Origin of the sequence: Tolypothrix sp. PCC 7712 (assembly GCF_025860405.1) — a bacterium.
In the GTDB taxonomy this organism is placed as follows: domain Bacteria; phylum Cyanobacteriota; class Cyanobacteriia; order Cyanobacteriales; family Nostocaceae; genus Aulosira; species Aulosira diplosiphon.
Genome location: NZ_CP063785.1, coordinates 4,147,374 through 4,169,420, shown reverse-complemented (window position 1 = coordinate 4,169,420; position 22,047 = coordinate 4,147,374). Strand labels below are relative to the sequence as shown.

Below are 22,047 nucleotides of genomic sequence, written 5' to 3'. Positions count from 1 at the left end.
ATTTTTTTGGAGGTTTATTGTGGGACAAGTTATAAGTGGCGTAGATGAGGTTCTGAAGACCGGAGAAGACTTGTATAACGATGCTGTAGATGGTGGAGAAGATTTATATAACAAGGCTGTCGATGCTGGAGTTGATGCTGGAAAATATATTGCAGATACCTCAGAAGACTTGTTTAATGCTGGTGTTAAAGCTATCAAAGATTTGGTTATTAAAAAAGGTGGTGATGGTAACGATAGTATTGAAATCGATGTTGTTGGTGAAGCCTATGGGAATGGAGGAGATGACACCCTCAAAGCCTATGCACTTTACGTCAAACTAGACGGTGGTTCGGGTAATGACACTATCAAATCTAATTCTGGCGTAAGTAAGCTTTATGGGGGTTCGGGTAATGACTCTATAGAAGCTTGGGGAGCTTATAACTATATTGATGGTGGTTCGGGTAATGACACCATCAAAACCTACGCTGCTTTCAACAAAATCATAGCTGGTTCTGGTGATGACTATGTAGAAGCCTGGGGTGGTAAAAACGTAGCCTATGGTGATGATGGCGACGATACAATTAAACTATACGGTGGCAAAAACGAGGTTCACGGCTGGACTGGTGATGACCGTATTTATGTGTATGGTGGCTATAACAAGGTTGTAGCAGAACAAGATAATGACTATGTACAAGCTTGGGGTGGTTATAACGATGTAGACCTTGGAGACGGTAATGATACAGTTGATGCCTACGGTGGTAAGAATGTAGTCAAATCTGGTTCTGGTGATGACAATGTAGAAGCCTTGGGTGGTGAGAACACAGCCTATGGTGATAATGGCAACGATACAATTAGACTATACGGTGGTAAAAACGAAGCTCACGGTGGGGCTGGTGATGACCGTATTTATGTTTATGGTGGCTATAACAAGGTTGTAGCAGAACAAGATAATGACTATGTACAAGCTTGGGGTGGTTATAACGATATAGATGCTGGAGAAGGTGATAATACCGTTAAAGCCTACGGTGGTTACAACAAAATTAAAACAGGTGGTAAGAGTAACTACAATTACATTGAAGCAGATGGCGGCGCTAATAATATTACGGGTTCTAACTCTGAGGAGACTTATTGGGAACAGGAGGTGGTGGGATGGAAAGATGTATCTATCTCCACTTCATTTGGAACTATCACAGAAAAAGTGCCGATAGTTGGATTAGTAGAGAAGCAATATGCGGGAAATGATCAGATCAAAGCCATCGGGGGTTATAACAAAATTCTAGCTGGTTCTGGTCATGACAATGTACAAGCTTTGGGAGGATACAACAATATAGATGCTGGAGAAGGTAATGATATTGTTAAAACCGATGGTGGTTATAACAAAATTCTAGCTGGTTCTGGCGATGACAATGTACAAGCTTTGGGAGGATACAACAATATAGATGCTGGAGAAGGTGATAATACCGTTAAAGCCTACGGTGGGTATAACAAAATTAAAATAGGTGGTAAGAGTAACTACAATTACATTGAAGCAGATGGCGGCGCTAATAATATTACGGGTAGTTCTGCGGAGACTTATTCGGAACAGCAATTGGTGGGATGGAAAGATGTATCTATTTCCACTCCATTTGGAACTATCACAGAAAAAGTGCCTGTATATGTATCAGTACAGAAGCAATATGCGGGAAATGATGAAATCATAGCTTTCGGTGGAGCAAATATCATCAATGCCGGTTCTGGAAATAATAAAGTCATTGCTGGTGGTTTAGCCAATGTAATTCAGACGGGTTCGGGTAGTGACTATATCGAAGCTGTTGGTGGAGCTAATGTTATTATCTCTGGCTCTGGCAAGGATAAAGTCATGACTGGCGGTTTAGCTAATGCTGTCTATGACTCCGGTGGTGATAATGAAATTTACGGTCTTGGCGGTGGTAACGTTTTTCTCAAAACTGGTGATGGTATTGACATAATGGCTGCTGTTGGTGGACTGAACGTTCTTACCAAAGTTGGTAACGGGAACACCACAATGGTCGCTGCTGGAGCTTATAACGCTCTCACCAAGGTTGGTAACGGTAATGACACAATGGTTTCCCTTGGTATCGGTAGTGTCGTCACTAAAGTTGGCAATGGTCGTTCCACGATGGTTAGTGGTGCTTTATATAACATTTTGACTTCCTGGGGTGACAGTAAAGATGTGATGGTGGCTGTCGGTAAAGTCAATGCCATGATTGGTGGTGGCAATAACGATGTCATGATCGCTGCGGGAATGGGTAATATTGCTTTTGGAGACTCGTTGGGAATAGGGTTAAATGGCTTTGGTTCCAGTGAAACGAAAAATGCTGGCAAAGATGCCAAGACAGATCAACTTAATTCCAGAGTAGATGCCAAAAATGTAGGTAATGTAGATGCAACTTTACTGGCGACAGGAAATGATGTCATGGTCGCTCTTGGGCAGTACAATGCCGTTGTTGCTGGCAAAGGTCAAGATATTGTCATTACTGGAGGATTATATAACTTTACCTTTGGTGATGACCTGTTTGATATCGATTTGCCGGACTTGAGTGGAATTAGTTTACCCGAATTGAAGACAATAATTCCCGATCTCAACTTTAATGCGATTTTGAAGTTCGATGTGCCAGCCATCAAGGTGCCTGATGTTAATGTAGCTATCCCTGATTTAACCTTTGATGTTGATTTTGACTTATTTAATGTTGATTTTTCGATACCAGACCTTTCCCTTCCTACTTTTTCATTACCCGATTTAGGCTTACCCAATTATTCTTTACCCAATCTATCTTTGCCGAATATTTCTATTCCCAATCTATCCTTACCGAATATTTCTTTACCGGCGATTTCTCTACCTAATTTATCCTTCCCGAAAATTTCCTTACCTGATTTACCAGGGATTGAGCTTCCCAATGTCAGTCTGCCAACACTTTCGTTACCTAATTTGCCAAAGTTAGCCTTACCGACTTTTTCCATCCCAAGCTTATCTTTACCATCTTTACCAGATATAGATTTACCTGACTTTTCTTTACCTAGTTTACCTAAATTCTATCTTCCCAGTTTTAGTCTACCGACTGTACCTAGTTTTTCTCTACCGACTGTATCTGTTCCCAATTTTGATGGATTTTCACTCAACGCATCTCGATATAATTTTGACTTTTTCAACAATAACGGAGATATTCTCTTTACTGCTGGAAAGTTAAACCTAGTCAATGCAGGTTTAGGTGATGACATTTTGGTTAGTGCAGGGGTAAATAATGGTCTGTTGGCTGGAAGTGGCAATGATTTGGTCTTAGGAGCAGGTCAAAGGAATATCATTCTGGCTGGAGATGGTAACGACCTTGTTTTTGCTGCGGGTAAAACGAATCGTGTTTATGGGGGTATGGGATTAGACACTATAGTTACCGCAGGGGAAGAAAATAAAGTTGAGGGAGGAGATGATAGTGACATTCTTGTTGGTTTAGGTAAAAAGAACTCACTTAAAGGTGATGCAGGTCAAGATATTCTCTTCGCAGGGGGTGAGTCGAATTCCTTTGATGGTGGTGAAGGAGATGATATTATTATCGGTTTTGGTAAGAACAATAAAAAAGTTGAGGGAGGTGATGGAAATGACTGGATTGTAGCAGGTGGTGAAATTAATGGCATCTATGGTGGAACAGGGGATGATACTATCGTCAGTATCGGCAAAGCTAACATTATTTGGGCTGCTGAAGGCAATGATACTGTCTTCGCTGGTGGTTACAGCAATGTCATCTATGCAGATGGTGGTGATGATTTTGTCTTGAGTGTCGGTGCGAGTAATGTCATTGAAGCTGGATCAGGCAATGATACGATATTGACTGGTGGTTACAGTAATATCATTCGCGGTGGAGAAGGTAATGATGTCGTCTTAGCTGGTGGTTACAGTAATATCATCTATGGCGGTAGCGGTAATGATACTATCTTGGCTGGTGGTGAAAGTAATATCATCAATGCCAGTGACGGCAATGATATCATCTTAGCTGGTGGTATCACTAACATCATCAATGCCGGATTAGGAAATGACGTTATTTTCAGTGTTGGTGTGAGTGGTGGTATTAATGGCAGCGACGGTAGTGACTTTATTATTGGTGGAGGAAGTAATAACACCTTTGATGGTGGAAATGGTAGCGATCGCTTGATTCTCTTAGGTCATCAGAACAATTTCAAAGGTTCTCAAGGCAATGATACCTATGTTGTTGGCGGCGACGATCTCCTCAATTCTGTAGGGGCTGTCAACAAGCTACAAACTGCTTTTATTAGTAACCTGGGTGATGACACTTCTCAAGATGTCTTACTCTTTAGTGGTCAAACTAAGAAAGAAAAAATTCGCTTCCAGCAATCAGGGACATCCGATTTGCAAGTAAGTATTGTTGGTCAATCTTCCAGTATTATTATTCAAGATTGGTTTACTGGTGGAGTCAGTCAACGAATCGATACCTTCCAAATTGGTAATAGTGGAGCCAGTTTACAGCAATCTCAAGTCCAGGGATTGGTTAATGCTTGGAGTCAGTTTGATGCAGGAACATTAACTGCGGTGGGGCTGAATAACACCATTCAATCAACTTGGGCTTAATTAAAGTTTATATAACACACTGCCTACACTGACCTTGCTGTTAAGTGTAGACTTTCTGCTAAAATTCTAACCCAGAAAAAGCTGCAAAATAACACACCTTGAAAGGGCTAGTCCTATAGTATATTTCTTTAGTTGAAAGTCCCTATCCAGAGATGTGGACTACTAATTCTCTAACATGACTGCGCTGACGATGTTCCCAAACATAAATACCTTGCCAAGTCCCCAACACCAAATGGCCGCGATTAATGGGGATATGTTCTGAGGTATGAGTCAAAGCAGAACGGATATGCGCCGGCATATCATCAGGCCCTTCTGCATCATGAATGTACTTGCCTGATTCTGGTACAAGTTTCGCCATAAAGTTAGCCAAATCCACCAGCACATCAGGGTCAGCATTTTCTTGAATCACTAAACTAGCGGAAGTGTGGCGTAAAAATAGAGTACACAGGCCAGTTTCCACCCCCGACTCAGCAACAATCGCTTCAATTTTTGCGGTGATATTTTGAAAAGACTTGCCAGTAGTGGAAACTCTAAGTAGCTTTTGGTAATGAGTCACGTCGCTTTGCTCCGAATTCAAAATTCGTCTTGAAAAGTTTGACGGCAGTTGCTACAAGTCGGGAAACCCGCCCAACGCACCGCCTCCTCAACGGGGGGAACCCCCGCACGCAACTTTTCGCAAAATTCAAAATTAATAGCACCTATAAATAAATCTCGTAGTACCACGAGTGAAGTTTGGTAGTCTGGGGCTATTAGAATTCGCTTGCTGATTGAGAATATATCACACAACTTAGGAGCAGCATCATCCTCATAGTGCGATCGCCGCGGATTTGTGTAAGTAAATCATCTTTAGTATGGCAATAATCGACACTAGAGTATTCTTTAATATATCCGTCGAAGAAAAGCAAAATTAAAAATCCCCATGACTGAGGAATTAGAAAGAGCCGATAATGATTCACCGTGGAAAGAAATATTAGAAGCGTACTTTCCCCAAGCCATGCATTTTTTCTTCCCAGAAACCGCCATACTAATTGACTGGGAACGTCCTCATGAATTTTTAGATAAAGAGTTTCAGCAAATAGCGCGTGATGCTGAACAAGGCAGAAGATACGCAGATAAATTGGTCAAAGTTTGGCAAATTCAAGGAGAAGAAATTTGGCTATTAATTCATGTTGAAATTCAAGCCAGACCGGAAGAGAACTTTGCCCAAAGGATGTTTTCTTATAATCTGCGAATATTTGACAAATTTGGCAAACCAGCAATTAGCTTGGCGATTCTGTGCGATGCTGAACCAAATTGGCGACCAAATCAATACAATTATAATTATCCCAATACCAGGCTAAATTTTGAATTTGGCACCGTCAAACTTCTCGATTATCAAAACCGTTGGGCAGAGTTAGAGAAGAGCGATAACCCATTTGCAACGGTTGTGATGGCACATTTAAAAACGCAGCAGACAAGTAAAAAACCAGGCGATCGCAAAACTTGGAAATTTAGCTTAATCCGTCGATTATACGAACAAGGACTGCAAGAAAAAGATATTCGTAACCTCTACCAATTTATTGATTGGGTTATGATTTTACCAAAAGCATTGGAAGCGGAGTTTTGGGAAGAATTTAAGCAGTTTGAACAGGAGCGAACTATGAGCTATGTAACAACTGGTGAACGTATTGGCTACGAACGGGGACAACAGGAACAAGCACAAAGTCTAGTGCTACGGCAAGTAAAAAAACGGGTGGGAGAGTTACCTCCGGAAATTCAAGAACGCATTCAATCGCTTTCTCTAGGGCAATTAGAAGCACTTGGCGAGGCTTTGTTAGATTTTACAGGACTAGAGGATTTACTTAGCTGGTTGGAAGCAAATCCTGCCGAGTAGGATTTGTGTAGTGCGATCGCTCTTAACTCATAGAAAAATATTGCATCACAGCATTTGCGATCGCTTCATTGCCATCTTTAGCAATTGGTTGGGATAGCTTTGGTTGCAGCAGGGGTTGATACAGAAAATCCCAAGTTCCTTGGAAAAACTCAGATGGGGTAAGGATTTGATGCGGATGATAATTTATCAATCCTTCTACTAAAAAAGCTGCTTCCGCAAAGCCTTCACGAGTAACAGTAGCAATAGGTACTTCTAATTTAATAGCCTCCGCAAAAGTACCGTAGCCAGGTTTAGATACAACTCGCCCACAAATCGGCATAAAATCTACAGGTCGGTATTTACGGTCAGTAATTTTTACTACATTGGGTAAATCTGGGGCAGATTGATCAAATACAATAAATTGCCAATCGGGGAAAAAGCGCAGGTTATCGTAAGGAAGCTGCTGCACACCTAAGCCGCCGAAAGTCAGTAGAATCGTCTTTTCCACAGGTGCAGCGATACCCCAGATGGAACGCAAATCATCAGCAGCGTAACGGGGTGAACCACCTGTTAAACCCACATCAATAATATTGGAAAAAGCAGACATTGGCTCATGGAAAGGGAGACGATACAGGCGATCGCATTTTGAATAACACTCACTAATCCAGTCAGCAATTTCCAAAAATTCCCCACCCCAATCACGATAGATAAAATCCCAGCCAAAGTTACTCATCGACCAGCAGGGGATATTTGCAGCCTTAGCAATTACAGAGGCGAGAAAGGGGATATCCGCCAAGATCAGATGGACGCGATTTTGGCGGATAAAATTGACTTCCGATGCCACTAGGGAATTCTGCTTCTGCTTAATTTCTCTTAATTTGTCTAAAGTCGCAGCTTTATCCATTGTCAAGCTATCTGCTTGGATGACACCCAAATCAAAAGCCCTAGGACGATGGATAAAATCACCTTCGATGTAGCACTCTAGTAACCACCTCGGTGCAGTCGTCACCATGATTAACAAAACTTCTGGACATAACTTTTGAATAGTGGCGGCGACTGATGCCATGCGACTAGCATGACCAAAACCGTGGTTAGTAATAGCTATGTATAAAATTGGGCGTTCCATATTCATAGTGTTGAAGGTTGACTGTTAACAGTTCACTGGAAAGAGAGATTACGGCTAAATTTCATTGTCGCTAAGACCCAAATTCTTTCATAGCCGTAACACACCCTACTGGACTAAAACAGCTAATTTGATGCAATAGCAAAAATTCATCGGCGTACCCTGCGAAAAGCCCTCCGGGTGAATCCTGCGGATACGCTACGCGAAAAAGTCGGGGAACCGCAAGGGGGCACTGCTTCTCCTGCAAAGACGCTACGCGAACACCGATGCGCGTCTATATCGGCGTTTATCTGCGGTTAATTTCATCAAATCTAATGCCTCATTTTAGGCCTGTCAGTCCACTACAATTTATCATTCACTGAAATGTATGTATTGAAGCTTATTAGTATTTACATTTAAATACATGTAAAAATATCTATCAGTATATAAAATAAGCGCGATCGCATCTTGTCCGCTACAAACCCCACTCACACGGGTCAATGATAAACTCATGGCTAAGGTGCTTAACCTGCTATTTGATCAGTTAATCAAGGCGCTAGTACAAAAAAGCTGAAATATGAAGTGAAGAAAAGCTGAGAAGATCAAGTCTTTTGACTTTTGAACGCCAGTTACTACAACGCGGGAAACCCGCGCAACGCACTGGCTCCTTTTGACTTTTGACTTCTTCATAGCGGGACTAGCGCTGATAAAAACCGAGTACAGAAAAATTACGATGAATGTTTTAGCACAAAGCTGGGCTGAGATTGCGGCTCAATTACAGATAAATTGGAATCTGGTAAATACCTGCTTGCAGTTTGCTAGTTGGGGATTAGTCTCGCTGTTGTTGGTAGAGATAGTGAGAGATAGCTATCATGCTTTGTGTCACTATGTCCCCTCGCTTGGTAAATGGCATAATAAGCACCACATGGCGTATCGCCGCGATTTATCGGTAGTTTCTTTAAAAATTTACCAAGAGTCTCAGTTATACAATGATATTGTCGAGTCAACGCTACTGGTTGTAGTTTTGACTGTGATGGCTTTACTGCTACAGCAATGGGGCTTTTGGTTGGGAGTAGTCTATGCTTTCACCTTTTTATATGGCGCGTCCCGGCGATATTTTCTCGGTAAAATTGATACAGATTACACTCACCTCCCCGGGCCATTAGAAACTATTCCCTCGGTTTGGTGGGTAAATCGTTCTTACCACTGGCGACATCATTTTGATGATGTTAACGCCTATTACAGTGGTGTGTTTCCTTTAGTAGATACGGTATTGGGAACAGGTTTATCTCTTAAAGGTAAAACCATTGCTTTAACTGGTGCTTCCGGTGCTTTAGGGCAAGCATTGACTGCTGAATTGATTAAAAATAATGCCAAGGTAGTAGCCTTAACTACCAATCCCGAAAAACTACAGCCTCAAGAAAAGCTAACTGTAATTGCTTGGGAATTGGGTAAGGAAGCAGAGTTAAAAGCTGCTTTAGAGAAAGTTGATATTTTGATTATCAATCACGGTGTCAATGTCTACGCTAACCGCACCTCAGAAGCAATTGAGTCTTCTTATGAGGTGAATACTTTTTCTACATTGCGGTTGATGGATATATTTTTGGCAACCGTTACCGGGCCGCAATCCAAAGCAACTAAAGAAATTTGGGTTAACACTTCCGAAGCTGAAGTATCTCCGGCTTTAAGTCCTCTTTATGAACTCAGTAAACGCGCTATCGGAGATATTGTTACCCTCAAGCGTTTGGATGGGGATTGTATAATTCGCAAGTTAATTCTGGGGCCGTTTAAGAGTCAACTTAATCCTTATGGGGTGATGTCAGCGCCGCAAGTAGCCCGTGCAATTTTGTTTTTAGCAAAGCGGGACTTCCGCAATATTATTGTGTCCATCAATCCCCTGACATATCTGCTGTTTCCGTTGAAGGAAGTTAGCACTTGGCTTTACTACCGAATCTTTAGTAAAAAGGTTCAATCTTTGAACTAATCTGCCATTATCAACATAATTACTAATTCGTAATTTGTAATTCGTGATTAAACTTGGTTAAGGGCAAAAGGGAAAGGGGAAAAGGGGCAAGAAAAAACCTTTAACCCTTACCCTTTCACCTTTCCCCAAACCAAATTAAGAGTTGAAAATCCTGAACATGTAGTTCATAGTGCCCATTCATGCCCACATCAAAAAGCTACACCTGTCAGGAGTCCCCCCTGTCAAAAAAGCAATAAGATATTTTTGAGCTAGAAGTCCCTTACGTTGCCTGAACAACAACAGAATCACCTTCTATTTTAGCTGTGTAAGTTTTGAGAGGTTTATCCGCAGGGCCTTCTATCACTTTGCCATCAGCCCCAAATTCCGAGTCATGACAAGGACAGACAAATTGTTTGGCGGTTTCCTTCCAGGCGACTGTGCAACCTTTATGAGTACAGGTAGGGTTAACAGCAATCAGATTTCCAGATTGGGATTTACCAACTACTAATACAGGCCCAACAGGTGATTCTTTCAAAAGCAACTGACCAGTTTTATCTAATTCTGCAACAGTACCAACTTTTACCCCATTCCCAGATGTTGCAGGTGTAGTTGCAGTTGTAGATGTCGTTGTTTCGGAACTACAAGCTGCGATCGCAACAGGTAAAGAACTCGCTAGCCAACCTAAACCCACCCAATTAATAAAATCACGACGTTTCATAAGTGCTGGAAGAATTACGTAAGTTTAACTAACACAATAGAGTAAATCATTTGGTGGTGAGGGTTTGGTAATTGGTAATTGGTAATTGGTAATTGGTAATTGGTCATTGGTCATTGGTGTTTGTCTTTTATTCTTCCTCATCTCCCTCATCTCCCTCATCTCCCTCATCTCCCTCATCTCCCTCATCCCCAGTCCCCAGTCCCCAGTCCCCAATCCCCAGTCCCCTTAAAAGTTATATCCAAAACTAAAATAAAATCCATGATCTTGGGCATTGTTACCGCGATCGCTTAAATCAACTAAAGGAAGTGCGTAGTCCAAGCGACCGGATAAGTGGGGAATGGGTTCCCAAATTAGACCTAAGCCTAAACCTGCTAAGAAGGTTTGATTAGTTAGTTTGTTGGGATTGTCTGATTTGTTCCAGACAGCGCCTACATCGATAAATGGTGCTAATTGCATGGTAGGCTGCCCTGAGTTGTTATAGTCAACTACAATTCGGTCTTCTACAGATAAGCGAAATCCATTGTCGCCAGAACGGGCATTTTGTCGATAACCCCGCAGAGATTGTCCACCGCCAATCACGAACTGTTGCGAGGGTAGCAAACTATCAGGGGTAAGTTGTAAGTCTAATTGGGCAATTAGCAAGTTGTCTTTAGAGAATCGCTGTACACGTTGCACTTGGGTCAGCCAACTGAAAAACTGCCCATCAGGGATGGGGTCAGAGTTGGTAGTACTATCTAAGATATTTAAGCCGATATTGAATTGCGATCGCAGTGCCCAGGCCCCTTGTAAATCGCGTTTGAGATAATCTTGCCCAAATTTCAATACTCTTGTGCGGCTGTTACCTTCAGCATCGGGGCCAATCCCAAAAGGTGTAGGTGTGTCGTTAAATAAGAATGTTTGACCATCTTGCCAAGCAAAGCCCAAAGATAAAGCAAATTCCTCACGGGGATTGCGAATTAATGGTTGGCGATAACTAATTTCGTATAAGTTGGTATCGCTACTGATGCCAAAAACTTCAAACTCTGGGTCAGTAATTCTACTGCTACTTGGTGCAACCCGCAGTTGAATACTACCGTTCATGGGATTTACAGGCAGGCGATATCTAAAATCATAGGCATTGGAACCGCCTGTTGTTGAGCGATAGTAGGAAGCGGTAATTTCATCACCATTGCCTGTGAGATTGCGGTTACTAATAAACCCACCAAAACGCTCAGATCCGACACCGGGAGGTGAGTAATTATCTATACCAACAGAACCATAAAAAACAGGTGCCTCTTCAACACGCACTGTTAAAATACTTTGCCCTAATTCTGTTCCCTGTTTGAGATAAGCTTCTACGTTGCTAAACAGGGGATCGACTTTCAGTAAGCGCAGTTGATCTTCTAATTTATCTTTGCTCAAAGGTGAAACAGTACCCAGTTGTATGCGACTGCGAACATAGCTAGGATTAACTTTTTCAGTTCCTAGTACTTCGATTTTTTCTACCCCACCTTCAATTACCTGAATTTGTACAACGCCATTAGTAATTGTCTGCTCGGTGAGAATTGCTCTAGAGGTAATATATCCTCGTTTGAGATATAGCTCAGAAATCTGATCTACAGCCCCCTGGAGTTCCGCTAAAGTTACAGAACGGCTTTCTAAAGGTTTAGTAATGGTAGAAATTTCTTCGGGGCTGAAGACGGTGCTACCAATAACCTCTATCTTGCGAACCGAAATATTGACAGTTGGATCTGCTGGTGTGGTTGTTGTGGGTGGTGGGTTAGGTAGAGTCGGCTGCTGTTCATTTGTTGGTAAAGGTTGAGGCGTTGGCGGGGATTGGGGAAAGCGATCAAGATTTGGGTTTGGTTGAGGAGGTACTTGCACCGGGGCTGTTTGCGCGATCGCAGATAAACTCGGAAATAATGCCAAGCCAGCCAAGAAGACCGACAACCAAAACCGACGAAATATAAGATACATAAAAATAAATAAGTATTAAGTTTAAAGGATAAAAGATGAAGTATAAATTACTGCTTATAAAATTGCTAGAAGCTTTATGAGTGTTGAGTAACATTTCAGACTTTATACTTGACACTTCAGCCTTTACCAAGGGTTACCAATGAGTGTAAAAGCTGACCAGTAATATGGATGCCGTAATTCTTGGTTACCGAGTTCGGCAAGGATGGGTGGTAGAGTCACATTCACATTAGAAGTTTTGAGTTTCCCTCCTTCCAAGCGGACTTGACCTTTAATCATGGCGATTTGCGCTTGGCGGAGTGCTTCGGCTTTGATGGGGGCTTTTTTTAATTTTTCGTAGAATTCACTCATTAATCCCAAAGTCCCTTCGTCGGACACGTACCACAAACTCGCTAGTGCTGTTCTCACACCAGCTTGTACAGCAAAACCTGCAAAGCCTAACTCGGCCTCTTTATCTCCGATCGCAGTTCGACAGGAACTTAAAACCACTAGCTGCACAGGGGGATTGTTCCAGCCCAGTTTTCGTAGCTGATCCATTTTCAATTGGCTATCCCACATCTGAATGTAAGAATTACCGCGATCGCCTGGCTCAAATTCTGCGTGAGTAGCTAGGTGAATAATGCCGAAGGGTTTTTGCTGACGTTGCTTTTGCAGATTTGTCAGAGTAAAGCTTTCGTTGAGGAAGAAATTACCTTGCCATAACCGGGAAGTAATAGTTGCTAATTCTGTAGGTACTGCTGGTAAAGGATTTTGGTTGCGGAATTCCGATGCACCCATACCCAAAACCTCAGCCTTTTTAATGTCCACAAATTTGGTATCAGTCAGGCTAAGACTGGGCATTAAACCGACGCTATAGCTTTCTACCAAATACTTTTGCCCATCATAAAGGGCCGCGACAGGGAGCGATCGCAATCCCGTATCCATGATGAATGCAATATTATTAACCTTGCGTGCTTGCAGTTCAGGTTCTAAAGGTGTAATCAGCCATTCATACAATTTTTTCGCTGGATCTTTATAGCTGTTATTCCGTGAACTCTTGGTAATATCCTTAATAAAGGTTTGGGCTGTTGCGATAACTTGCGATCGCGTTACAGGTAATACCTTCCGAATTGGTAAACCTTGGGCAGTCACTATTAGCAATTCCAAGCGATCGTTTGGGGATGGTAGAATTTTTGCTTTGTTCTGCTTGAGTGTAATTGCAGGTGAAACGCTCGTAGGGATGAAATTGACATAAATTAGTGCAGGTTGAATACCTGTGGCATCACTAATTTGTTGCAGAATATTACGGGCTGTGTTGGGGGCTTCAAGATTAGGTTTAGCTTCTTCTCCTAAGTATTCTTTATACTCAGTAGTGTATTCTTGCTCAATATTTGCTACAGCAGTATCAAGTACAACCTCTGGTGTGGAATTGATAGTTACTGGTATTTGTGTAGAGGGCGGTTTCTTCAGAACTTCTGGATTGGGCGTATCAATTGGAACTGTTGGTGTAGTGGGAACTTCAGAAGCAGCATTATTAGTCAAACTGAAGTTGGCAGGTGTAAGTGCGCCACTGTTAGCTGTAACTGTGTAATTACCTTCAACTGTATTGGCTGTGACTGGGATACTCACATTACCACTGCTATTAGTCGTGAGGCTGGTATTACCTGAGAAATTAGCAGTTGCGCCAGTTGTGGGTGCGTTGAAAGTGACATTGGCGTTAGCGATCGCATTTCCATATTGGTCTTGTACTTTTGCTTGTAGTGGATTAGTAAATGCAGTGTTGACGATAGTACTTTGCGGTGTGCCACCTGTAGCGATGATGGAGAAGGCAACATCAGGATTATTAATCAAACTGAAACTTGCAGGTGTGAGTGCGCCACTACTGGCTGTAACTGCGTAGCCACCTGCAACAGTGTTGGCTGTGACTGGAATGCTGACATTTCCACTGCTATCAGTGGTTAGGGTTGTATTTCCTGTGAAACCAGCAGTTGCACCTGATGTCGGTGCGTTGAAGGTAACAGTAGCGTTTGCGATCGCATTCCCATATTGGTCTTGTACTTTTGCTTGTAGGGCATTAGTAAATACAGTATTCACAACCGTAGTTTGCGGTGTGCCACCTGTAGCGATAATTGCCGCCGCCACATCTGGGTTGTTAATTAAACTAAAACTGGCTGGGGTGAGTGAACCACTACTAGCGCTGATGCTGTAGCCACCTGCAACAGTATTGGCTGTAACTGGGATGCTGACATTGCCACCGCTATCAGTCGTCAGGCTGCTATTACCTGTAAAACTCGCTGTTGCGCCTGTTGTGGGTGCGTTGAAGGTAACAGTGGCGTTAGCGATCGCATTTCCGTATTGGTCTTGTACTTTTGCTTGTAGGGCATTAGTAAATGCAGTATTCACAACCGTAGTTTGCGGTGTGCCACCTGTAGCGATAATGGCAGATGCCACATCTGGGTTATTAATTAAACTGAAACTGGCAGGGGTAAGGGAACCACTATTAGCAGTGATGTTGTAACTACCTGCAACAGTGTTAGCTGTAACTGGGATGCTGACATTTCCACTGGTATCAGTCGTCAGGCTGGTATTTCCTGTAAAGTTAGCAGTTGCGCCTGTTGTGGGTGCGTTAAAGGTGACAATAGCGTTGGCGATCGCATTCCCGTATTGGTCTTGTACTTTTGCTTGTAGGGCATTAGTAAATACAGTATTCACAACCGTAGTTTGCGGTGTGCCACCTGTAGCGATTATGGCAGATGCCACATCTGGGTTATTAATTAAACTGAAACTGGCTGGGGTGAGTGAACCACTATTAGCAGTGATGTTGTAACTACCTGCAATAGTATTGGCTGTGACTGGGATGCTGACATTTCCACTGGTATCGGTGGAAAGAGTAGTACTTCCAGTAAAGTTAGCAGTTGCGCCTGTTGTGGGTGCGTTGAAGGTAACAGTGGCGTTAGCGATCGCATTCCCGTATTGGTCTTGAACTTTCGCTTGTAGGGCATTAGTAAATGCAGTATTCACAACCGTAGTTTGCGGTGTCCCACCTGTAGCGATTATGGCAGATGCCACATCTGGGTTATTAATTAAACTGAAACTGGCGGGTGTAAGTACGCCACTACTGGCTGTGACTGCATAGCTACCTGCAACGGTGTTGGCTGTGACTGGAATACTCACATTTCCAGCGCTATCAGTGGTGAGAGTTGTGCCGCTTGTAAAGTTGGCAGATGCGCCAGTTGTAGGGGCTGTAAAATTAACTGTAATTCCTGGAATAGGTTGATTAAAACCATTTTCTGTAACCCTTGCCTGCAAAGAGGTTGAAAAAGGATTGTTTGCGATCGCACTTTGTCCAGATCCAGCAGTAGGCGTGAGAGTATAACCTACTAACTCAAAGGCACCGATATCTGGTGTTGCGTCTTGAGGTCGGCTAATACCACGTTGATCTGTGGTGATGTTAGTATCAGAAATTCCCGCATTGATTGCAGGACTACCTGGTAGCAGGGCGAATGTCTGCGTAGAACCTCCATAATTTCCCAAAACAGAGAGTAGAGGATTAATTGGTGTAGCGGCTGTACCCACCTGATTACCGTTTACGCCATTGCTGATACCTGTTGTACCAGTACCGTCACCAATGAGGTTGTTGCTACTACTCCCAAGCAGAACCCCAGAAACATCAGGATTTTGGGAACTAGTGTTACCTGCAACAATAGTGTTCTTCAGCGTTGTTGGCGCACGAGAGTCGCTCAAGATACCACCACCGTCGGTTGCCAAATTACCGCTCAGGGTACTGTTATTGACATTTAATGTGTCAAGGAAGTTGTAAATGCCGCCACCATTGCCGTTAATCGCTGAATTGCTAGCAAAGCTGCTGTTGTTGACATTCAACGAGACACCATCGTTGTTGTAAATACCTCCACCATCGGTTGCTGAATTAGCATTGAAGGTGCTTTTGTTGACAGTTAGTACATTTATATAGAAACCCTCGTTGTAAATGCCGCCACCGCGGCCGTTACTAGCTAAATTACCGCTAAAAGTACTGTTATTGACATTTCCTGTAGTATCGTAGTTGTAAATACCGCCACCATCGCCGCTGGTCGCCGAATTGCTAATGAAGTTGGTGTTGTTGAAATCCAACCTGCCTCCATCAATGCCATCGTTGTAAATACCTCCACCATCGATTGCTGAATTAGCATTGAAGGTGCTGTTGTTGACATCCAACCCGCTTTGATTGTCACTGATGTTGTAAATACCGCCACCGCCGCCGTCACTAGCTAAATTATCTCTGAAGGTGCTGTTGTTGACATTCAGTGTGCTATAAAAGCTGTAAATGCCGCCACCATTGCCGTCGGTTGCCGAATTGCTATTGAAGGTGCTGTTGTTGACATTCAGTGTGCCATATTCGCTGTATATAGCGCCGCCATTGCCACCACCTTCTACATCAAATGCTGTCGAATTACCAGTAAAGGTAACATTGTTCACATTCAGCGTGCCAGAACTAGAACTGAAATAAGCAATACCACCACCATCACTACCAAAACCTCTACCGTTAATAATTGCCAAGTTATTAATGGTGACGGTACCTTGACTGAAAATACCAAATACTTGGTTAATATTATTACCATCAAATATGGTATTACTTGCCCCAGCACCATTTATTGTCAACGTTTTTTCAAAAATGTAGACTGTGTTACCTGTGTAAGTGCCTGCACCTAAGTTAATGATGCTATTTCCTGCTACTGTACCAATTGCGTCAATTGCATTTTGAATTGAATCAGTTGATGCATTCGTCTCCGGGTTCACCTGATTGAGATTAAACGTCAAGTTGCCCGTACTAGATAAATTGATGTTTATTAAATAATTGGGATTGAAAAATTGCCTACTCGTCAGCGTTAGAGATGCATTCCCACCGCCTGTCTGGTTAATCCCATTCGTTAGCGTAATATCACCATTACCTCCTGTACCACTGGAAGTTGTGATGGTGACATCTGTGCCATTATCTAAGGCAGTTGCAATAGTTAATGGATCAATATCACTATTATTGGCTGGGTCAAACAGTCCCCCTGTTGGTGTTCCACTACCACCAGTAACGATATTGATATCGGTTGGATCTAGTAACCAAATACCCGGTTGTCCATTAGCGGCGCTAGCATCGACTTTGCTACCTGCAACATTCAGGGAAAGTTTTCCTGATGTTTCGACTAATCCACCATTACCTGCGATCGCACCACCTTTAGCTGATATATTGCCAAAGAAGCGGGTTGTATCATCCGCCCAGACAATTACCTTGCCACCGTTACCATTTTGCAACGCATCAGCTGCGATCGCACTATCGCTACTAACAAATGTATGGGTTGCATTGGGAACAGTGCCTTTACCTTGGTAATCTCCACCGATTAAGACGGTACCGCCATTACTGCCAGAAGCATTGATATTGGCATTTAATAGGGCAATGCGATCGCCTAAAATATTAATCTGCGGTGTAGTATTAGACTCTTGGGAATTACTAACAGAGACTTGTCCGCTAACAACAGTTGTACCAACATCTGTAGGAATTACTGTATTCGTACTAATCAGCTTAACCACGCCATTTTCCACAGTTACGCCTGTGACTTTTTTGAGGTTACCACCAGTGAGCAATGATGGCAGTGATAGCGGCGAAAATGCTTGGGGGTTAATTTGGGTTTTTGTCTCTACAGGTAAATCCAAACTCAATAAACTATTGCTGGGAGTTACCCGCACAACTTTCTCGGCAGGGACTGCCATAATTGTGACGTTACCATCAGGTGCAGTAATTGTCCCTGTATTTAGCACCATTCCACCCAGTAATATTAAGCCTTGTCCCTCACCCACAGCCAAATTCCCAGCGTTGAAGATAATCCCTCCCAGGCTTGTGGTAAAGGCAAATTCTGTAGGGTTACCAATCAAATTAGCGTAATTATTGGCACCAATCGCATTAAACCATTGGTTGTTACCAAACCCTATGGCATTTGCTGTTGTTGCTGTAAACGCAGCCGGGACATTTAAACTCGCACCAGAACCAAATATAATCCCCGCAGGGTTCATTAAATATAAATTGGAATTGCCACCAGTAACCTGAATCAATCCGTTAATTAATGAAGCATTATTACCTGTGACACGCCCTAAAATATTTTGAATTGATGGTTGCGAAAGAAAGTTTGCCGTTTGATTTGCATCTAGCCCAAATTGAGAGAAACTGTGAAATAGATTAGTGCGATCGCTACTCAAACTACCACCGCTAATATCAATCTTATTGCCTTCGGTAGTAATCACAGTTCCAGTGCCATCATTAGCCGGAGTGATTGATTGGGCTTTGACAGATGCAGAAAACAGCCCACAAATCATCGCTAAAGTTGCCAGGGGACTCATGAATTTAGCAAATATAGATTTTGCCCTGATTACAAAAAAAATTGCTGGCATCCTCATCATTAAATTTTCCTGAAATAGCAAGTAGTAGAAAAATTAGTATGTAAAAAAATTAGCCTGTCAACGCCCGAAATCTGGTCAAATATAAGAAAATATATTGACAAATAGGTATTTTAAAATTTTCAGATTCTCAGTATATGCTGCTTTTTCTGTTACAGCTACTATGAATAAACTGTAATAATAATTAATAAAAATTATTATCTGCATATTTAATTAATAAGTTTCACATCAATAAAAATCAGCTAAGATGTTGCAATAATTTTTCTTGTGGGGTGGACATCTTGTCAGCCCTGGACGGGTGAGACACCCATCCCACAAGAGTTTTTTATGCATCCAAATTAGCTGTGTCACAAATCGGATTCTAATAGAGTCGAATAGCACTTACTTAAGCAAACGCTGCTACCCAGATCCTCGACTTTTTCAAAAAGTCGGGGATCTCAATCTCGCGAATCAGAATTGCTTATATTTGTGCGTCAACTTTGCACCACTGTTAACAAACATTTCAACATTAAATAAGCAGAAGTAGCTCCCGGATCTTGATGTCCAATACTTCGTTCTCCCAAATAGCTAGCTCGTCCCTTTTTAGCTAACATCGGTATTGTCGCCTGTAAACTTTGTTCTGCTGCTGCTACTGCTTGCTGCAATGCTGTTACAGTGTCGCCACCTTCATCTACAGCTTGTGCAAAAGCCGTCACTGCGGGAGATAGAACATCCACCATTGTCTTGTCTCCTAGTTGAGCTTTACCACGCTGAAGCACGCCATTTAAACCAGCCTGAAGTAATACCAACAAATCCTGTTCATTCAGTTCTTGCTTATGAGCTACATCCGTACTAGCACGTAAAAACCAAGTTCCATAAAGTGGGCCACTTGCACCCCCAACACTAGAAATTAAGGTCATGCTGACTGCTTTTAAAATGCTACCAATATCTTGATCAGCAACCGTTGGTAATTGACTAACTACCTTTTGAAACCCGCGATTCATATTAATACCGTGGTCAGCATCACCAATCGCTGCATCTAATTCGGTTAAATATGCTTTATTTTGCTCTATTTCACTGGCGAATGCCTGCAACCATTGCAAAATCTGCTCTTTGCTTACCATCTGTAACCTTTGAAACCTAGATTTGCTAATATTTGGCCAAGCTAGCGTAGTATTCTATCCGAATTTTTACGGCTAAGTGTGTTTGGCAGATGTAACAGTAAGAAGTACTGAAGCTCATCCTACATATAAAAGGAGTGGATTTCGCGGGTTTATGGCATGAGAAATAATACTTATGCTCCATGAATACCCTAAGTCGGTGGGTGCAGTTGATTCCACTCTGTAATTAGTGTGCTTTCCTGCCGACTTTCTGTAAATTAGCCAAGGGAATATACATTTATGATTCGTCCTCGGTCATTAGTTTTAAAACTACTTCCTTTATTATTTTTAATTGCTTTCTTCACTACTACTTGCGTTGACTATAGCAAAAATAGTGAAAATCAGATTGCTGCCTTTGGTGCTGCGATCGCCAAACCAAAAGAGAATATTATCTATCCAGAAAATGCAGGTGTTATCAATGTTACTTCTCCTGAATATGGAGCGATACCTAATGATAGTCAGGATGATACAGAGGCTATCCAAAAAGCATTGAGTAAGTTTCCCAGTGGGGGAAAAACTATTTATTTACCCAATGGCGTATATAACATCTCAGATTCCTTACATTGGGCTACAGGTGAGCGTTTTCGCTCTGATTACAAGCGAATTGTGCTACAAGGACAAAGCAAAGAAGGAGTAATTATTCAACTCCAAGATGCTGCTCCTAAATTTCAAAACCCTAAGCAGCCTCGACCAGTTATTTCTACAGGTTTTGACCCAGACTTAAACCCCAAATCTGAAAATTTTAAAGCCAGTTTGGTAGCTCAACGCTTTGGGAATTCGGTAAGAAACTTAACTATTAATACAGGTAAGAAGAATCCAGGTGCAGAAGGACTCAATTTTGCTGCCAATAATCAAGGAGCAGTACGTAGCGTTAAAATCATCTCTGGTGATGGTCAAGGGACAACAGGTTTAGCACTAACTCATGGTGAAGTCGGCCCCTTGCTAGTTGAAGATGTAGAAATTGTGGGATTTGATACTGGAATACGTACAAATAACGGTATTAACGGTATTACCTTACAGAATATTACAGTTCGCAATCAAAGAAGCGCTGGTATATTCAATGGCGGTCAACCAATGAGCCTTGAAGGGTTCACTAGTTTTAATTCCGTCCCAGCAATTATTAATGGTAAAAATCCGAATGAAGGTAACGATCCAGGAAGTACATTAACACTAGTAAATGCCAAGCTGATCGGTCGTGGTAAAGCTAAAACTATCTCTGCAATTACTTCTGCTGGGTTTATCTATGCCAGAAATGTCGTATCCTCTGGCTACAAAGATATTCTTGCCAGTAATGCCAAAAATGCCAACAAAACTATTAAAAAAAGTGTCATCGACGAGTTTACTTCTCACCCCATCCTGGCTGAATTTCCTTCACCTTCAAAATCTTTACGGCTACCAATTAAGCAATTTCCTAAACTAGCGTGGAGTAACCCCAAAACATGGATAAGTGTAGAGAAATTTGGTGCAAAACCTAATGATAAAAAAGATGATACAGATGCTTTTCAAGCCGCTATAGATTCTGGCGCAACTACAGTATTAGTTCCCCAAACTGGAACTTTTACAATTAATGGTACTCTCCGACTTAGAGGTAAAGTGCAAAGATTTACGGGAACTGAGGGTTGGATTGAAGGCAATGGAGAGATAGTTGCAGAAAACGGCACTCAACCCATCTTAATTATTGAAAACTTCTTTGTGGGATTTGGCTCAAAATTGAAATGGAAGACAGTTGCTAATCGGACGATTGTTTATCGTAGTATTACTCACTTGAATTTAGAAAGTACAGGCTCTGGCGACCTCTTTATTGATGATGCTGTCATGGATAAATTGAGATTCAATAATTCTGCTCAACATATTTGGGCACGTCAGTTAAATCCTGAAGGTGCTAGGGAAACTAACATAGTCAATAGTGGAGCTAAACTTTGGATTTTAGGATTTAAAACCGAGCAAGGTAAAACTAAAATTGCAACTATTAAAGGCGGTGCAACCGAACTTTTAGGTGGGTTGGTTTATGCTGCTGGTAAACAAGATCCAAAAGATCCACTATTCCGCATTGTTAATGCTTCTGCCAGTTTTGTTGGCATTGCTGAAGCATCTTTTGATGGAGATAGCTATCAAATATGGGTTGAAGAAACACGGGGTAATACTACTAAAACCCTAGTGAGATCTAAGATTCCAGGTAGATATACAGCTAACGGAATAGTGATGTTAATGTATTCAGGTTTTGATCAGCCAGCAAAATAATTATTAGCGTAGGGGGGATGAGGGAGATGAGGGGGATGAGGAGGTAGGGTAGAAATAACCAACATCAAACTTAAATTACCAAT

The 22,047-nt window shown here is 42.1% G+C and carries 11 protein-coding genes; 4 read left to right on the top strand and 7 right to left on the bottom strand.

Annotated features, from left to right (window positions below):
* The first annotated feature begins 19 nt into the window (after positions 1 to 19).
* A complete protein-coding gene (locus HGR01_RS17335; RefSeq protein ID WP_045869764.1) occupies positions 20 to 4,576 on the top strand; it encodes a calcium-binding protein in 4,557 nt (1,518 codons plus the stop codon).
* A 142-nt stretch (positions 4,577 to 4,718) separates the two neighbouring features.
* Here the strand turns inward: HGR01_RS17335 and HGR01_RS17330 are convergent, their stop codons facing one another.
* On the bottom strand, positions 4,719 to 5,132 hold the full coding sequence (locus tag HGR01_RS17330) for a secondary thiamine-phosphate synthase enzyme YjbQ (RefSeq protein ID WP_045869765.1): 414 nt from the start codon (positions 5,130 to 5,132) through the stop codon (positions 4,719 to 4,721).
* Between the two features lie 363 nt (positions 5,133 to 5,495).
* Between HGR01_RS17330 and HGR01_RS17325 the strand changes: the two genes are divergently transcribed.
* Entirely contained in the window at positions 5,496 to 6,449 is a 954-nt protein-coding gene (locus tag HGR01_RS17325) for a DUF4351 domain-containing protein (RefSeq protein ID WP_045869766.1), read from the top strand.
* A gap of 22 nt (positions 6,450 to 6,471) precedes the next feature.
* Here the strand turns inward: HGR01_RS17325 and HGR01_RS17320 are convergent, their stop codons facing one another.
* Positions 6,472 to 7,554, bottom strand: a complete 1,083-nt coding sequence (locus HGR01_RS17320) for a glycosyl transferase (RefSeq protein ID WP_045869767.1) — start codon at positions 7,552 to 7,554, stop codon at positions 6,472 to 6,474.
* A 709-nt stretch (positions 7,555 to 8,263) separates the two neighbouring features.
* On the opposite strand from HGR01_RS17320, the gene HGR01_RS17315 reads away from it, so the two are divergent.
* Positions 8,264 to 9,514: a bifunctional sterol desaturase/short chain dehydrogenase gene (locus HGR01_RS17315; protein WP_045869768.1), complete on the top strand. Its 1,251-nt coding sequence runs from the start codon at positions 8,264 to 8,266 to the stop codon at positions 9,512 to 9,514.
* Between the two features lie 259 nt (positions 9,515 to 9,773).
* Here the strand turns inward: HGR01_RS17315 and HGR01_RS17310 are convergent, their stop codons facing one another.
* From HGR01_RS17310 to dhaL, 5 genes are all read right to left on the bottom strand, one after another.
* Positions 9,774 to 10,211 carry a ubiquinol-cytochrome c reductase iron-sulfur subunit gene (locus tag HGR01_RS17310; RefSeq protein ID WP_045869769.1) on the bottom strand — a complete coding sequence of 146 codons (438 nt, stop codon included), beginning with the start codon at positions 10,209 to 10,211 and terminating at the stop codon, positions 9,774 to 9,776.
* A gap of 24 nt (positions 10,212 to 10,235) precedes the next feature.
* Positions 10,236 to 10,424 carry a hypothetical protein gene (locus HGR01_RS17305; protein ID WP_168160960.1) on the bottom strand — a complete coding sequence of 63 codons (189 nt, stop codon included), beginning with the start codon at positions 10,422 to 10,424 and terminating at the stop codon, positions 10,236 to 10,238.
* Between the two features lie 12 nt (positions 10,425 to 10,436).
* Positions 10,437 to 12,167: a ShlB/FhaC/HecB family hemolysin secretion/activation protein gene (locus tag HGR01_RS17300; RefSeq protein ID WP_045869770.1), complete on the bottom strand. Its 1,731-nt coding sequence runs from the start codon at positions 12,165 to 12,167 to the stop codon at positions 10,437 to 10,439.
* A 123-nt stretch (positions 12,168 to 12,290) separates the two neighbouring features.
* Positions 12,291 to 18,527 (bottom strand): CHAT domain-containing protein, encoded by a 6,237-nt coding sequence (locus HGR01_RS17295; RefSeq protein WP_168160961.1) that lies wholly within the window; start codon positions 18,525 to 18,527, stop codon positions 12,291 to 12,293.
* Between the two features lie 530 nt (positions 18,528 to 19,057).
* Positions 19,058 to 19,687 (bottom strand): dihydroxyacetone kinase subunit DhaL, encoded by a 630-nt coding sequence (gene dhaL, locus HGR01_RS17290; protein WP_045869772.1) that lies wholly within the window; start codon positions 19,685 to 19,687, stop codon positions 19,058 to 19,060.
* 276 nt (positions 19,688 to 19,963) lie between these two features.
* On the opposite strand from dhaL, the gene HGR01_RS17285 reads away from it, so the two are divergent.
* Positions 19,964 to 21,964, top strand: coding sequence for a glycosyl hydrolase family 28-related protein (locus tag HGR01_RS17285; protein WP_096621618.1), 2,001 nt, complete (start codon positions 19,964 to 19,966; stop codon positions 21,962 to 21,964).
* Positions 21,965 to 22,047 lie beyond the last annotated feature (83 nt).

Excerpts from the sequence above, each read along its gene's own strand:
- HGR01_RS17325 (WP_045869766.1), top strand. The coding sequence starts at position 5,496 with ATGACTGAGGAATTAGAAAGAGCCGATAATGATTCACCGTGGAAAGAA.
- HGR01_RS17320 (WP_045869767.1), bottom strand. The coding sequence starts at position 7,554 with ATGGAACGCCCAATTTTATACATAGCTATTACTAACCACGGTTTTGGT.
- HGR01_RS17315 (WP_045869768.1), top strand. The coding sequence starts at position 8,264 with ATGAATGTTTTAGCACAAAGCTGGGCTGAGATTGCGGCTCAATTACAG.
- HGR01_RS17310 (WP_045869769.1), bottom strand. The coding sequence starts at position 10,211 with ATGAAACGTCGTGATTTTATTAATTGGGTGGGTTTAGGTTGGCTAGCG.
- HGR01_RS17300 (WP_045869770.1), bottom strand. The coding sequence starts at position 12,167 with ATGTATCTTATATTTCGTCGGTTTTGGTTGTCGGTCTTCTTGGCTGGC.
- HGR01_RS17295 (WP_168160961.1), bottom strand. The coding sequence starts at position 18,527 with ATGAGTCCCCTGGCAACTTTAGCGATGATTTGTGGGCTGTTTTCTGCA.
- dhaL (WP_045869772.1), bottom strand. The coding sequence starts at position 19,687 with ATGGTAAGCAAAGAGCAGATTTTGCAATGGTTGCAGGCATTCGCCAGT.
- HGR01_RS17285 (WP_096621618.1), top strand. The coding sequence starts at position 19,964 with ATGATTCGTCCTCGGTCATTAGTTTTAAAACTACTTCCTTTATTATTT.